General features: G+C 56.5%; 11 protein-coding genes. 8 read left to right on the top strand and 3 right to left on the bottom strand.

Translation table 11 applies throughout. The features are described from left to right. The first annotated feature begins 8 nt into the window (after window positions 1-8). The 3 genes from rstA (at window position 9) to tus (ending at window position 3,118) form a co-directional block, all read left to right on the top strand. Complete coding sequence (rstA, locus tag F3J29_RS07735; RefSeq protein ID WP_008456384.1) at window positions 9-737, top strand: two-component system response regulator RstA; 729 nt, start codon at window positions 9-11, stop codon at window positions 735-737. 28 nt (window positions 738-765) lie between these two features. Further along, window positions 766-2,061 (top strand): two-component system sensor histidine kinase RstB, encoded by a 1,296-nt coding sequence (gene rstB, locus F3J29_RS07740; RefSeq protein ID WP_166864618.1) that lies wholly within the window; start codon window positions 766-768, stop codon window positions 2,059-2,061. A gap of 127 nt (window positions 2,062-2,188) precedes the next feature. Continuing rightward, window positions 2,189-3,118: a DNA replication terminus site-binding protein gene (tus, locus tag F3J29_RS07745; protein WP_166864621.1), complete on the top strand. Its 930-nt coding sequence runs from the start codon at window positions 2,189-2,191 to the stop codon at window positions 3,116-3,118. A 3-nt stretch (window positions 3,119-3,121) separates the two neighbouring features. Here tus and fumC read toward each other — a convergent pair whose 3' ends face one another. Together fumC and fumA are read right to left on the bottom strand one after the other, a co-directional pair. Continuing rightward, window positions 3,122-4,519 (bottom strand): class II fumarate hydratase, encoded by a 1,398-nt coding sequence (fumC, locus tag F3J29_RS07750; RefSeq protein WP_166864623.1) that lies wholly within the window; start codon window positions 4,517-4,519, stop codon window positions 3,122-3,124. A 53-nt stretch (window positions 4,520-4,572) separates the two neighbouring features. Beyond that, window positions 4,573-6,219: a class I fumarate hydratase FumA gene (fumA, locus tag F3J29_RS07755; RefSeq protein ID WP_008456390.1), complete on the bottom strand. Its 1,647-nt coding sequence runs from the start codon at window positions 6,217-6,219 to the stop codon at window positions 4,573-4,575. Window positions 6,220-6,425: 206 nt separating this feature from the next. Between fumA and manA the strand changes: the two genes are divergently transcribed. Both manA and F3J29_RS07765 read left to right on the top strand, forming a co-directional pair. Further along, window positions 6,426-7,601 (top strand): mannose-6-phosphate isomerase, encoded by a 1,176-nt coding sequence (gene manA, locus F3J29_RS07760; protein ID WP_166864626.1) that lies wholly within the window; start codon window positions 6,426-6,428, stop codon window positions 7,599-7,601. Between the two features lie 126 nt (window positions 7,602-7,727). Then, complete coding sequence (locus F3J29_RS07765; RefSeq protein ID WP_166864629.1) at window positions 7,728-9,311, top strand: YdgA family protein; 1,584 nt, start codon at window positions 7,728-7,730, stop codon at window positions 9,309-9,311. A gap of 662 nt (window positions 9,312-9,973) precedes the next feature. On the opposite strand, the gene F3J29_RS07770 is transcribed toward F3J29_RS07765, so the two are convergent. Then, window positions 9,974-11,008, bottom strand: a complete 1,035-nt coding sequence (locus tag F3J29_RS07770) for a Mal regulon transcriptional regulator MalI (protein WP_166864632.1) — start codon at window positions 11,006-11,008, stop codon at window positions 9,974-9,976. 185 nt (window positions 11,009-11,193) lie between these two features. On the opposite strand from F3J29_RS07770, the gene malX reads away from it, so the two are divergent. The 3 genes from malX (at window position 11,194) to F3J29_RS07785 (ending at window position 15,582) form a co-directional block, all read left to right on the top strand. Beyond that, complete coding sequence (malX, locus tag F3J29_RS07775) at window positions 11,194-12,783, top strand: maltose/glucose-specific PTS transporter subunit IIBC (RefSeq protein WP_008456400.1); 1,590 nt, start codon at window positions 11,194-11,196, stop codon at window positions 12,781-12,783. A gap of 64 nt (window positions 12,784-12,847) precedes the next feature. Next, complete coding sequence (locus F3J29_RS07780; RefSeq protein WP_166864635.1) at window positions 12,848-14,020, top strand: MalY/PatB family protein; 1,173 nt, start codon at window positions 12,848-12,850, stop codon at window positions 14,018-14,020. 131 nt (window positions 14,021-14,151) lie between these two features. Further along, entirely contained in the window at window positions 14,152-15,582 is a 1,431-nt protein-coding gene (locus F3J29_RS07785) for a CehA/McbA family metallohydrolase (protein ID WP_166864638.1), read from the top strand. Window positions 15,583-15,611: the final 29 nt, after the last annotated feature.

The following is a 15,611-nucleotide window of genomic DNA, read 5'->3' on the forward strand; positions in this document are numbered from 1 at the left end:
GGCGGATTATGAGCAAAATAGTTTACGTGGAAGACGACCCGGAAGTTGGCGGCCTGATAGCCGCCTATCTCGGGAAACATGACATTGACGTTATCGTTGAAACCCGCGGTGACCGCGCCGAAGCGGTTATCCAGCAACAGCAGCCGGATTTAGTGCTGCTGGATATTATGCTGCCGGGGAAAGACGGGATGACGCTATGCCGCGACCTACGCCCGCAGTGGGATGGCCCGATTGTTCTGCTGACATCCCTGGACAGCGATATGAATCATATTCTGTCGCTGGAAATGGGCGCAAATGACTACATTTTAAAAACAACGCCGCCTGCGGTGCTGCTGGCGCGTTTACGGTTACACCTTCGCCAGCGTGTTTCCGCGCAACAAACTGCAGACACAACGGCCAGCAACCTCAAGCCGCATAAAGCGATACGTTTTGGCACGCTGTGCATTGACCCGCTAAACCGCCAGGTAACGCTTGGGGATGAAAACGTCGTGCTGTCGACTGCGGATTTCGATCTGCTGTGGGAACTTGCCACGCACGCCGGTCAGATAATGGATCGTGATGCCTTATTAAAAAATCTGCGTGGTGTGACCTATGACGGCATGGATCGCAGCGTGGATGTGGCCATCTCCCGCCTGCGTAAAAAGCTGCTGGATAATGCGACTGAACCCTTCCGCATCAAAACCGTGCGCAACAAAGGCTATTTATTTGCTCCTCACGCCTGGGAAAGCGAAGCTTGATGAAATACGGACTGGACGGTAACGAGCAATGAAAAAGCTGTTTGTACAGTTTTATCTTTTGTTGTTTGTCTGCTTCCTGGTGATGACCATGCTGGTCGGGCTGGTGTATAAGTTCACCGCCGAGCGGGCGGGACGCCAGTCGCTGGATGATTTAATGAAAAGCTCGCTGTACCTGATGCGCAGCGAGCTACGTGAAATTCCACCCCGGGACTGGAATAAAACGATCAACGATCTCGACCTGAACCTCTCTTTTAAGCTCAATATTGAGCCGATGAGCAAGTTCAAACTCGATGACGTTGCCGCGCGCCACCTCCGGGAAGGCGAAATCGTGGCGCTGGACGAAGAATATACATTCATCCAGCGCATCCCACGCAGCCACTACGTGTTGGCCGTTGGCCCTATTCCGTATCTGTTTTATCTGCACCAGATGCGGCTACTGGATATTGGCCTGATCGCATTTATCGCCATCTCGCTCGCCTTCCCGGTGTTCATCTGGATGCGGCCACACTGGCAGGACATGCTCAAACTGGAAAGCGCTGCCCAGCGATTTGGTAAAGGGCATCTCGATGAGCACATCCATTTTGATAACGCCTCAAGCTTTGAACGGCTGGGCATCGCCTTTAACCAAATGGCCGATAACATCAACGCCCTGATTGCCAGTAAGAAACAGCTGATTGACGGCATTGCCCACGAGCTGCGTACCCCGCTCGTTCGCCTGCGTTATCGCCTTGAAATGAGCGATAACCTTAGCGAAGAAGAATCTCTGGCGCTCAATCGGGATATTGGCCAGTTGGAAGCGCTGATTGACGAACTGCTGACCTACGCGCGCCTCGACCGCCCGCAAACCGAGCTTCATCTGGCACACGTTAAATTTGCCAGCTGGATGGAAACGCATATTGCCGACGTACAGCTCATTCACCGTCAGCGCCGGATTACGCTGGAGACAGACACCGTCAACGCCATTGACTATGGCGCGCTGGATCTGCGCCTCATGGAGCGAGTCACGGATAACCTGATCAATAACGCCCTGCGTTACAGCCAACAGCAGCTGCGTATCAGCCTGTGGCGCGAAGACGACATCGCTCATTTACAGGTAGAAGATGATGGCCCCGGTATTCCCGAGGAAGAGCGCGCTCGCGTATTCGAACCCTTCGTTCGGCTCGATCCCAGCCGGGACAGAGCAACCGGCGGCTGCGGCCTCGGCCTGGCGATAGTCCACTCTATTGCCGTGGCGATGGGGGGGCACGTCACCATTGAAAGCAGTCCTCTAGGCGGCGCCAGCTTCTGTTTTTCGTGGCCGGTCAATACCACATACCTTTCCTGACGTCTGAATCCACCCGCCCGGTTCCCTTGCCGGGCAATTTCTCCCTGCTAAGCGCAAAGTTCACAGTTGCTGATGCCGCGTCCTGTTGCTACAGTTTATAAGTATGTTGTAACTAATGTGAGTCGCTATGCCACGCTACGACCTTATTGAACGCTTAACGTCAACCTTCCGGGAACTGGAGCAGCGCCTGGCGGTGCTCAGGGCAGAGCTCGGTCAGCTCCGGCTGCTCAGCGGGCGCGTATTTACGCTGCCGGAAATAGAAAAAAGCAAAGAGCACGATCCGCTCCGGAAGATCGAAGTCACCCAGCGCGTCGGTCTGGAGGCGCATCACGCCGCCGTCGCCCATTTTACGCGGCTGTTTATCCAGCAGCAGTCAGAAAAAATCAGCACCAAGGCCGCCGTGCGTTTACCCGGCGCGCTCTGTTATTCGGTCAGCGAAGAACAGCACCAACAAACTTCCGACCTCCTGGAAAGCATTAACCAGCTGAAATACGCGCTGGAGCAGATGATCAGCGTCGAGTCGGAACTCCCCTCAGCTCAGCGTTTTGAATGGGTTCATCGCCATATTCCCGGCCTGCTTACCCTGAACGCCTACCGCGCCATTACCCTGCTTGAAACGCCGGACACCGTGCGTTTTGGCTGGGCGAATAAACAGATTGTCAAAAACCTTAGCCGCCAGCAGGTGCTGGAGATGCTGGAAAAAAGCCTGAATGCCGGTCGAGCCGTGCCGCCGTGGACGAAGGAGCAGTGGGCCGAGCGCGTGAGGCAGGAAATGGATGAAGTGCAACGACTGCCGGAAAACACACGGCTGAAAATCAAGCGCCCGGTGAAGGTTCAGCCCGTGGCTCGCGTGTGGTACCAGGCGCAGCAAAAGCAGGTGCAGTATGCCTGCCCTTCTCCGCTGATTGTGTTGTGTAAACAGGAAAACGGTGAAACCCCACCCGATTTAGGAGAGCTGCTGAATTACGATGCCGAAAACATTCAGCACCGCTATAAGCCTAAAGCGCAGCCGCTGAGACTGATTATCCCGCGGCTGCATCTGTACTGCGAAACGTAAAACTTACGGCTTCATGCTGCCGACCATATCCTCAGGGCGAACCCAGGCGTCGAACTCTTCCTCGGTCAGATAGCCGAGCTTCAGTGCCGATGCTTTAAGGGTCAGCCCCTCTTTATGCGCCTTTTTGGCAATTTCTGCCGCTTTGTCATAGCCGATATGGGTATTAAGTGCGGTCACCAGCATCAGCGACTCGTTCAACAACTGGCTGATGCGATCGCGATTAGGCTCAATGCCCACCGCGCAGTGGTCGTTGAAGCTTTCCATGCCGTCGGCCAGCAGGCGAACGGACTGCAGGAAGTTATGGATTACCATCGGGCGATAAACGTTCAGCTCGAAGTTACCGGACGCACCGCCGATGTTCACCGCCACGTCGTTCCCCAGCACCTGGCAGCACAGCATGGTAACGGCCTCACACTGGGTCGGGTTCACTTTGCCCGGCATGATAGAGCTTCCCGGCTCGTTCTCAGGAATCGACAGCTCGCCAATCCCGCAGCGCGGGCCGGAAGCCAGCCAGCGAACGTCGTTGGCAATTTTCATCATCGACGAGGCCAGCCCTTTTAGCGCGCCATGCGCGTGAACCAGAGCATCGCAGGTGGCGAGTGCTTCAAATTTGTTTGGCGCCGTGACGAAAGGCTGCTTCGTGAAGTCAGCCAGCTCTTTTGCCACGCGCACCGCGTATTCAGGGTGGGTATTCAGCCCAGTGCCCACCGCCGTACCCCCCAGCGCCAGCTCCGCCAGATGCGGCAGGCTATGGTCGATGTGCTTCAGGTTATGCTCAAGCATCGCCACCCAGCCGGAGATCTCCTGCCCCAACGTCAGCGGCGTGGCGTCCTGCAGATGGGTACGGCCGATTTTAACGATATCTTTAAAGGCTTCGGCCTTTTTGGCCAGCGTTTGCCTGAGCACGTTTAGCTGCGGCAGCAGGTGTTCACGTACCGCGATAATGGCCGCCACGTGCATGGCGGTCGGGAAAACGTCGTTCGAACTCTGACTTTTGTTCACGTCGTCGTTCGGGTGCACCAGTCGCTCCATCCCACGTACGCCACCCAGAATTTCACTGGCGCGGTTCGCCAGCACTTCATTCATGTTCATGTTGCTTTGGGTGCCAGAGCCGGTCTGCCAGATAGCCAGCGGGAACTCACCGGGATGCTTTCCTGCCAGCACTTCATCTGCGGCCGCGATAATGGCCGTGCCGCGCTCGGCGGGCAGCAGGCCGAGGTCAACGTTGACCTTCGCCGCCGCGCGCTTGGTAAGCGCCAGCGCCCGAATCAGCTCGGTCGGCATTTTCTCGGTAGAGATGCGGAAGTGCTCAAGTGAACGCTGGGTCTGCGCCCCCCACAGTTTATCTGCCGGGACGTCGATCGGGCCCATTGAGTCTTTTTCACTGCGACTGGATGTCATGCCTTTCTCCTTTGCGATAAAAAAAGCCGCCACTATAGGCGGCGGCTTGAGTATTACTTAACGCATCGAGAGCACTGTGAGGCCTGAATTTTCTGGAAGAAGTCGTTGCCTTTGTCATCCACCAGGATGAACGCCGGGAAGTCTTCCACTTCGATTTTCCAGATGGCTTCCATACCCAGTTCCGGGTACTCCACACACTCCAGGCTCTTGATGCTATTTTGCGCCAGCACCGCCGCCGGCCCACCGATACTGCCCAGGTAGAATCCGCCGTGTTTGTGACAGGCATCGGTCACCTGCTGACTGCGGTTGCCTTTGGCCAGCATGATCATGCTGCCGCCGTTGGCCTGCAGCTGATCCACGTAGGAGTCCATGCGGCCCGCCGTGGTTGGCCCCAGGGAGCCGGAGGCGTAGCCGTCCGGCGTTTTAGCCGGGCCTGCGTAATAAATCGGGTGATCTTTCACGTACTGCGGCAGGTCTTCGCCGTTGTCGAGACGTTCTTTCAGTTTAGCGTGAGCGATGTCACGCGCCACAATAATGGTACCGGTTAACGACAGACGGGTGGACACCGGGAAGTCGGACAGCTGGGCGAGGATCTCTTTCATCGGACGGTTCAGGTTGACCTTCACGGCTTCCCCTTCCCCGGCCTGACGCAGCTCTTCCGGGATGTACTTGCCCGGATTGTGCTCGAGCTTTTCAAGCCAGATACCGTCTTTGTTGATTTTGGCTTTAATGTTGCGGTCAGCGGAGCAGGACACGCCCATGCCAACCGGGCAGGATGCGCCGTGGCGCGGCAGACGAACGACGCGGATGTCGTGGGCAAAGTATTTGCCGCCGAATTGCGCGCCCAGGCCAAGATTCTGCGCTTCTTTCAGCAACTCTTCTTCCAGCTGCACGTCGCGGAACGCCTGACCGTATTCGTTACCTTCGGTTGGCAGGCCGTCGTAGTACTTGGTTGACGCCAGCTTCACGGTTTTCAGCGTCGCTTCGGCAGAGGTACCGCCGATAACAAACGCCACGTGATACGGCGGGCAGGCTGCGGTGCCCAGGGTGCGCATTTTCTCCACCAGGTAATCTTTCAGCTTCGCCGGGGTGATCAGCGCTTTGGTTTCCTGATAGAGATAGGTTTTGTTAGCCGAACCGCCGCCTTTGGCGATGCACAGGAATTTGTACTCGTCGCCGTCCACGCTGTAGAGATCAATCTGCGCCGGCAGGTTGGTGCCGGTATTCACCTCTTTGTACATATCCAGCGCGGCGTTCTGGGAGTAGCGCAGGTTATCTTCAATAAAGGTGTTGTAGACGCCGCGAGACAGCGCTTCTTCGTCGCCGCCGCCGGTCCAGACGCGCTGCCCCTTTTTACCCATGATGATGGCGGTGCCGGTGTCCTGGCAGGTCGGCAGAATACCTTTGGCGGCAATATCTGAGTTACGCAGGAACTGCAGCGCAACGTATTTATCGTTCTCGCTGGCTTCCGGATCGCTCAGAATGTCCGCCACCTGCTGCTGGTGCGCCGGGCGCAGCATAAACGAAGCGTCGTGGAAGGCATGCTGAGCCAGCAGCGTCAGTGCCTGAGGGTCAACCTTGAGGATTTGCTGGCCGTCAAACTCGGCGACGGAAACATAGTCTGAGCTCAGGAGGTAATATTCGGTCGGGTCTTTCTGGAGCGGAAAAGGCTCCTGGTAATGGAAGGGTTTATTCGACATATTTCTCTCACTTGCGACAACAGTAACGTTAATTTTTATATTTCAGCGCAGGATCTTACGCTGCGTTCCAAAAACAAGTCATAACATGCTACACAATTTTTTAACAGAAACTGAGACTAATACGACTTTTTGTTGCCCTGGTTACTTCCCCGCGGATAATTGGTTTAATAACTGAAACTTCGATTCAATGATGACAGGGACCTGAGATGCAAAAATTGATCAATGCGGTACAAAATTATGCCTGGGGAAGTGAAACGGCGCTAACGGAACTGTACGGCATCGCCAACCCGCAGCATAAGCCCATGGCCGAACTGTGGATGGGCGCTCACCCAAAGAGTAGTTCAAAAGTGCTCGATGCCAACGGGCAACCGCACGCATTGCGCGATGTGATTGACGCCGACAAACAAGCGCTGTTGGGGAAATCCGTTGCCGGGCGTTTTGGCGAGCTGCCTTTCCTGTTCAAAGTCCTTTGCGCCGCCCAGCCGCTTTCCATCCAGGTTCATCCGAACAAAAAAGCCTCTGAAATCGGTTTTGCCAAAGAAAATGCAGCGGGTATTCCGCTTGATGCCGCAGAACGTAACTACAAAGATCCTAACCATAAACCTGAACTGGTCTTTGCCCTGACGCCGTTCCTCGCGATGAACGCTTTCCGCGAATTCTCTGACATTGTTTCTTTGCTGCAGCCGGTTTCTGGCGCACATCCGCTGATTGCCCATTTCCTCCAGCAGCCAGGGGCCGAAAGCCTGGCGCAGCTGTTTGCTGGTCTGCTGAATATGCAGGGTGAAGAGAAATCTCTGGCGCTCGGCGTGCTAAAAGCGGCCCTGAACAGCCAGCAGGGCGAGCCGTGGGAGACCATTCGCGCGATCTCCGCGTTTTACCCAGATGACAGCGGTCTCTTCTCCCCGCTGCTGCTGAACGTGGTTAAGCTTGAGCCGGGCGAGGCAATGTTCCTGTTCGCCGAAACCCCACACGCCTACCTGAACGGCGTGGCGCTGGAAGTGATGGCCAACTCTGACAACGTGCTGCGTGCCGGGCTGACGCCGAAGTACATCGACATTCCTGAACTGGTAGCCAACGTCAAATTTGAGCCAAAACCGGCCAACCAGCTGCTTACCCAGCCGCAGAAAAACGGCAGCGAGCTGGACTTCCCTATTCCTGTGGATGACTTTGCCTTTTCTTTGCACGACCTGAGCACGCAGGAAGCCACGCTGGCACAGCAAAGTGCCGCCATTGTGTTCTGCGTTGAAGGAGAAGCGGTGCTGACTAAAGACGAGCAGCGTCTGGAGCTGAAGCCGGGGGAGTCTGCGTTTATTAGCGCCGCCGAATCGCCAATCGCCGTCAGCGGCGTTGGCCGGGTAGCAAGAGTGTTTAATAAACTTTAACTTACTGATCTTTTTAGCGCGTATTGCTAAGCTAGTAAGCACGTTGACGAAAACGCCTGGTAACGGGCGTTTTTCTTTCGCCCGGTGGGGGACGGCTGCCGGCTTCTATACATGGATAATGACACGATGAAAAAATCTCTGGTTGCGGTTGGGGTAATTGTTGCGCTGGGCGTGGTATGGACCGGCGGGGCCTGGTTTACGGGTAAGCAGCTCGAAGGCCGTATGGCCGAAATGATTGATAACGCCAATGCTGAAATTAAAAACTCGGCGCCGGAATCAGGGCTGGTCCTCAGTTATCAGGACTACAAACGTGGACTTTTCCACAGTTCGGTACAGCTGGTTGTTAAACAGGCTGCCGGGACCAAAAACGCCCTGCTCACGCCGGACCAAAGCGTGTTATTCAACGAAACCATCGACCATGGTCCTTTCCCGTTCGCGCAGCTGAAGAAATTCAACCTGATCCCGAGCATGGCGTCGATCCACACCGAACTGGTGAATAACGACGTGACCAAACATCTTTTCACGCTGACCAAAGATAAACCGCTTATCGGCGTGGAAACCCGCGTGGGCTACAGCGGGGCAACGTCTTCGGATATCGCTCTGGCGGCCATTGATGCCACCGAGGGGGAAGACAAGTTCAGCTTTAGCGGCGGCAAGTTCACCGCCGATGTGGACGGCGCAGGCAATGAAATCGCCCTGTCCGGCTCGGCCGACAGCGGCCTTGTGAACACCGTTAACGAATACGGCCAGCGCGTACAGCTCTCTTTCAACGGGATCAAAACCGACGGCGACAGCAAACGTAGCCTGTTTGACCAGCGCGTAGGCTCGCAGAAAGCAAGTATTGATAAGCTGTCCATGGTGGTGGATGGCAAAGAAATTGCCGTCGTTGAAGGCTTTAACCTGAACGCAAAGTCTGACTTACAGGACGATAAAAAGCACTTTACCGGGCAGTTCGACTATAGCCTTGATGCACTGAAAGTCCAGAATCAAAATATGGGCAGCGGCAAGCTGACGCTTAAGCTTGGCAATATTGATGCCGCCGCACTACGCGAATTTACGCAGAAATACAACGCTGGCGTACAGCAGCTGATGGCCGACCCGGCGCTGCAGCAAAACCCTGAGCTCTATCAGCAAAAGTCCGTGGAGCTGATTAGCGCCAATCTGCCTCTGCTGCTGAAGGGCAACCCAATCATTACCGTCGCCCCGCTGAGCTGGAAGAACACGAAAGGCGAATCAACCTTTAACCTGTCCCTGTTTATGAAAGATCCACAGGGCGCAACCGGCCCGGCCAATTCGGCTGAAGAGCAGCTGGATCGCTACGTGAAATCTCTCGACGCAAAACTGGTTATCCCCATGCCGATGGCCACGGGGCTGATGGCCCAGGTTGCACAGCTGGAAGGCTATAGCCCGGAAGAGTCAGACAAACTCGCCAGCCAGCAGATCAAGGGCCTCGCCGCCATGGGCCAGATGTTCCGCGTCACCAAAGTTGACGGCGATAACATCACCACCAGCCTGCAATACGGTAATGGCAAAGCCTCCCTGAACGGCGAACAGATGTCGCTGGGCGAGCTGTTCAGCATGTTCGCGCTGCCGGCAGGCATGGGTGGACCGGCGCTGCAGGATAACGACAGCGATGCCGTCCCGCAGCCACAGGACGAAGCGCCGGGAGACGATGCTTCTCCGGACGCCGCCCCGGCACCACTGCAATAAACCCTACAAAAACCCGCCAGATGGCGGGTTTTTTAGTTTCTGTCGGGTCAACAGTAAATCCTTCATCCCCAAGCAAGCCCTTAGCCACAAATACGTTCTATGGTGAAGCGGCTAAAGTTCCGTTCACTTCCAGTCCTGGGTCGGCTGAGATGCGTTCCCGACGCTCTCGGCCACAACGTCTCGGCTTCTTTTACCCTCACCCTAACCCTCTCCCTGGAAGGGAGAGGGAATACACAATGTTTCCCGTAGATTTTGTTTTCTCCCTCGCCCCTTTGGGGAGAGGGCTGGGGTGAGGGGAGATTTGTCCCCGGCTCTCATCGCCCCCGGTGATGACCCAACTCAGGCGGGGTTGAGCTGTCGGGAACAGCGAAAGAGAGCGATCGTCGGGAACGCATCGCGAACGACCCCGAATGTTTGGGTGATAGCCGGTGGGTTTACCGCTTCTGCGGCGATGAGCTTGCCGGGCGCTGGGGGTTGTCAGGGGGCATGGCGTAATGCCCCCTGACACGTTCACCGTGCTCTGAACGTACATGGGAAATTGATCTACGGGTGAACGGAATCACTGCGAAGCGAAAGATATCTCCCGTAAGATTTCAAAGGAAAATCTGTATAAGCGACAGATGCGCTATCGGCATGATTAATTCATGCTGTTCCTGAAAAAGTTAGTTTTTAATGGTAATTAACCGGGCGGGCATAATCTGATTGCTGAACACGACGTCGCTTTCCTGGGCTCGCTGGAGAATACGCTGTGCCGCGCTGCGGCCAATTTCTCTCGCAGGCGTCGTCACCCAGGTCATCGGCACGTCGTCCAGGTCATCCTCTGTGACTTCGGCAAAGCCTGCTAGCGCGATGTGCCGGTCGTAATAACTGTCCACGCTGCCGCCGCCCATCTGCCAGCCCGCACGGGTCAGGCCGAACCAGGCCCCCATCGCCACGGTGCTGTTGTGGCAAACCACCGCGCTGATGGTCGGGAAGTTGTGCAGCAGTTCGGTGATGGCATCCGCCGCCTGCTTCTGGCTCGGCTCGCACTCAAGGATCCAGTCGCTGTGGAAAGGTAACCCATGCTGCATCAGGGTGGCGCAAAAGCCGCCCAGCCGCTCAGCACGCGTTAACGACGAGCTACGCCCGCCCAGCCAGGCAATACGCTGATGCCCGCGTTTAATCAGATGCTCGGTCACCATTTGCGCCGCCTGCATATTATCCGGGCGGATAATATCAACCTCATCGAGATAGCTCGCTCGTGAGGCAAAGACCAGCGGCACTTTATTTTGTATCGCCATATCCCGTAGATCCGCGCCCTGGCCTGCCGCGCCGGCGATAATAATGCCGTCCACGCCCTGGGCCACCAGCGTGTCGAAACAACGCTGCATGTGCTGCCCCTGACTACCGCTCTGGGTGAGAAACAGAAGCTGCCCCTGTTGCTCCAGCGCTTCCGTTAACCCGGCGGTTAACTCCGCATAAAAAGGATTACAGAGGTCGCGGACAATCAGGCCAATCACCCCGCTCTGGCCACCGCGCAGCGAAGCGGCCTGGCGATTACGGACAAAACCTAACTTTTCGATAGCCTCATTCACCCGCTGACCGGTGGCGGTGGAGATCCTCCCCTTACCGCTAAGCACCAGCGATACCGTGGTCACCGAGACACCTGCGGCCTCGGCAACCTCGTTGATAGTGATTCTTTTGGTCAGCGTCGACATCGTTAAGTCAGATCCTCCGTGAATCGATAAATATAAAGATAAAACGTTTTACTAATGCTGGCACATTCAACTTCATTATGCGCGGTAATTCTGCGATCGTCCTCACGATAAAATTGGGTAAAACGTTTTATCATTTTCAAACTTTACTACACAACACCTCATTTTAACCGGGTCAAGGAGTCGTGATGGCGGCTAATACACCACAAAAAAAATCGCTTTGGGAGTTTTTCCAAAACCTCGGCAAGACTTTTATGCTGCCGGTGGCGCTGCTGTCGTTCTGCGGCATCATGCTGGGGATCGGCAGCTCGCTGAGCAGCCATGACGTTGTTACCGAGATCCCGTGGTTGGGTAACCCGGTTTTACAGCTGATCTTTACCTGGATGAGCAAAATGGGCTCATTCGCGTTCAGCTTCCTGCCGGTGATGTTCTGTATCGCCATCCCGCTGGGCCTGGCGCGTGAAAATAAAGGCGTGGCCGCCTTCGCCGGCTTTGTCGGCTATATGGTGATGAACCTCGCGGTAAACTTCTGGCTGACCGCCAAAGGCATCCTGCCAACGACCGATGCGGCAATCCTCAAAGCCAACAACATTCAAAGCGTGCTCGGCGTTCAGTCTATTGATACCGGTATTCTCGGCGCAGTCATTGCCGGGATTATTGTTTATCTGCTGCACGAGCGTTTTCACAATATCCGCCTACCGGACGCGTTAGCGTTCTTCGGCGGCACCCGCTTTGTGCCCATTATTACCACCCTGGTGATGGGGCTGGTTGGCCTGGTTATCCCGCTGATCTGGCCAATTTTTGCCGCCGGAATCAACGCCCTGGGCTACATGATCCACAGTGCAGGTATCTTCGGGCCAATGATCTTCGGTACCGGGGAACGCCTGCTGCTGCCGTTCGGCCTGCAGCACATTCTGGTGGCTCTGATTCGCTTCACCGAAGCGGGCGGCACCATGGACGTGTGCGGTCACACCGTGAGCGGCGCGCTGACTATCTTCCAGGCGCAGCTGAGCTGCCCGACCACCCACGGCTTCTCTGAAAGCGCAACGCAGTTCCTGTCTCAGGGTAAAATGCCAGCCTTCCTCGGCGGTCTGCCGGGTGCCGCGCTGGCGATGTACCACTGCGCCCGCCCGGAAAATCGCCATAAAATTAAAGGGCTGTTGATCTCCGGCGTGATTGCCTGCGTGGTGGGTGGCACTACCGAGCCTATCGAGTTCCTGTTCCTGTTCGTCGCGCCGGTGCTATACCTGATTCACGCCGTGCTGACCGGGATTGGCTTCACCATGATGTCCGTGCTGGGCGTGACTATCGGCAACACCGACGGCAACATTATTGACTTCTTCGTCTTCGGCGTGCTGCACGGCCTGTCCACCAAATGGTATATGGTGCCGGTTGTGGCCGCGGTGTGGTTCGCTGGCTACTATGCTATCTTCCGCTTCGCCATTACCCGCTTCAATATCAAAACCCCAGGGCGTGATATTGAAACCACTACCGCAGAAAAACCGGTTGGCGGCCACACGGGGAAATCCGGCTATAACGTGCCGGCTATTCTGGCGGCGCTGGGCGGCAGCGATAACATTTCGACGCTGGATAACTGCATCACTCGCCTGCGCCTGTCGGTTAAAGATATGTCGCTGGTGGATACCGCAGCGCTGAAGGCCAACCGCGCCATCGGCGTGGTGAAGCTCAACGAGCACAACCTGCAGGTGGTTATCGGCCCTCAGGTTCAGTCGGTGAAAGATGAAATGGTCGGCCTGATGCGAACCGTCGAGGCTTAATGGAACAAAGAGCGCTTCGGCGCTCTTTGATTGCTGACTAAAAGGGAAAAAGCTGTGAGGTTTTATGTTTGATTTTTCTGTTCCGGTAGATCGCCACGGCACCTGGTGCACCCAGTGGGACTATGTCGCTGACCGCTTTGGCGCGGCCGACCTGCTGCCCTTCACCATCTCCGACATGGATTTCCCCACCGCGCCCTGCATTCTTGATGCCCTGCAAAAACGGCTGGCACACGGCGTGCTCGGCTATAGCCGCTGGAAGAACGACGATTTTCTCTCCGCCATCGCCCACTGGTATCAGCAGCGTTTCGGCAGCAGCATCGACCCGGAGAGCGTAGTCTACGGTCCTTCAGTGATTTACATGGTTTCGCAGCTTATACGCCAGTGGTCGCAGCCGGGCGACGGCATGCTGATTCATACCCCCGCGTACGATGCGTTCTACAAAGCAATTGAAGGCAACCAGCGTCAGGTTCTGAGCGCGCCGCTGCAAAAAACGGCACAAGGCTGGCACTGCGATATGGCGGAGCTGGAAACCCTGCTCGCCAGGCCTGAATGTAAAATCATGCTGCTTTGCAGCCCGCATAATCCGACAGGCAAAGTCTGGACGCGGACAGAGCTGCAAACCCTGGCTGAACTCTGCACACGCCACGGCGTGCGGGTTATCAGCGATGAGATCCATATGGATATGGTGTGGGGCGAAAACCGCCATATTCCGTGGTGCGACGTCGGGCACGACGGCTGGGCGCTGTTCACCTCCGGCTCTAAAAGCTTCAACATCCCCGCGCTCACTGGCGCTTATGGCCTGATACATAATGCGGACGACCGCCAGCAATACCTGAACGTACTCAAAGGGCAGGACGGCCTTTCCTCTCCGGCGGTGCTGGCAATAGTGGCTCATATCGCCGCCTACCGCGAAGGTCAGCCCTGGCTGGATGCGCTGCGGGACTACCTGCAAAGCAATCTACAGTTCGTGGCCGACAGGCTGAACCAGGCGTTCCCGGAGCTGAACTGGCAGCCGCCGCAGTCAACCTATCTGGCCTGGATTGATTTACGCCCGCTGGGGCTGGACGACAGAGCGCTGCAGAAAGTGCTTATTGAAGAGCAGAAGGTCGCCATTATGCCGGGCTATACCTACGGTGAAGAGGGTAACGGTTTTGTACGCCTCAACGCCGGATGTCCGCGAGTCAAACTTGAGGCCGGCGTCGAGCGGCTTATCGCCGGCATTCGCTCGCTGCAATAATCATTTCAGGGGAGCGCGCTCCCCTTTTCTTCTGCCGCATTCACCTTCCCGTCATGTTTCCGACACCCAACCGACACACAATCTTCACCCGTCCCCGGTATGCTCCTCACCATTAAAAACAGGAGCAAATCATGCACGTTTTTTCCGGTGAAATTCCCTTCGGTCATGCCGTCCACACCTTCCCTGTCGCAGAAAATACCCCGGCAATTAGCCTGACGGGCACGACGCTGCGTACCGGGCACCTCTACTGCTACCTTTACGACAGCCGCCAGCAGCTAAGAGCCTCGGTGATGCTGCAAAAACCGGAAAAGGTGCTGACAGTCTGCGCGGACTGGGCTTCGGTCGGTGCTCTGCCGGGCGAACTTCCCGCCGGAGAATGGCAATTGCATATCTATAACGTGATTGGCGAAAGCCGCTCGCCGCAGCCAATGAGTTACCGGCTGGACATCAGCTTTGACGCGCTGGCCTCCCCCGTCGATTTTGAAAAACAAGACGTGCTGGGCCCGGACCATCGGGTCATTTTTGACTATCAGCGCTCGCTCAGCGACCGCCCCGGCTGGTACCGCGGCGACCTCCACGGCCATACAACGCTGTCCGACGGGAATAACACGCTACCTGAGGCGCTGGAGATTATGGCCTCGCAGGGGCTGGATTTCTTCTTCCTGACGGAACACAACTTGACCCACGCCTGCCTTCCGAAGCACGATAGCGTGCTGTTGCTGCCGAGCATTGAAGTCACCGCCGACAAAGGCCACCTGAACGTTCACGGCCCCGCCGCAACGCTGAATATGTTCCAGGCCGATTACAGCAGCCGCGGTCTGCTGACGCAGGGTATTGCGCTCAAGCGGCCAGAAAGCGTACTGAGCGTAAACCACGCCATGCTGCACCCGTGGAGCTGGCTGTATAACGACATGCCGATGGCGGATATCGACGTCCTGGAAGTGCTCAACGACCCAACCTGGAAAAACGCCACCACCGCGAACGAGCAGGTGGTCGAGATCTTCACCACGCTGTGGAACGCGGGGCACCGGGTATATGCCGTCGGGGGCAGCGACTGCCATATGCAGCCCCACGAGCGCTATCCGCAGGCAACAGAGCCGTCTATTTACGGCGACCCGGCAACCTGGGTTTATGCCGGGGCGCTCAGCGGAGAGGCCATTCTTGCCGCCATCAAAAGCGGGCATTGTTACTTCGAGCGCCGCTGCGGCCTGACGTTCAGCCTGAATGACGGCGCGCTGCTGCCGGGCGACGCTGCCGATGGCAAACAGATCGTATTGACCGTGGCGGTAAAAGATAGTGAACGGCGCTACACGCTCCAGGTCGTATCGGAAGCGGGTATTCTGGCTGAATATCCCCTGGAAAACACGCCGCAAGATATCCACGCTGATATGATCCAACATGCGTGGATTCGCTGGGATATTCGCCGTGAGGACGGCACGCTGGAGGGGATGATCAATCCGGTTTACTGCGCTCAGCATCCGCTGTTTCTCTCGCCTGTCGGCGCAACCTGGGGCGAGGTGACCGGCCACCTTGAATTTCCCCGCAGCACCGATTCGGAGTGATTTTTAAGCACTTTCGTCTGGTTATCTTT

Origin of the sequence: Enterobacter sp. Cy-643, from assembly GCF_011752815.1 — a bacterium.
Classification (GTDB): Bacteria; Pseudomonadota; Gammaproteobacteria; order Enterobacterales; family Enterobacteriaceae; genus Cedecea.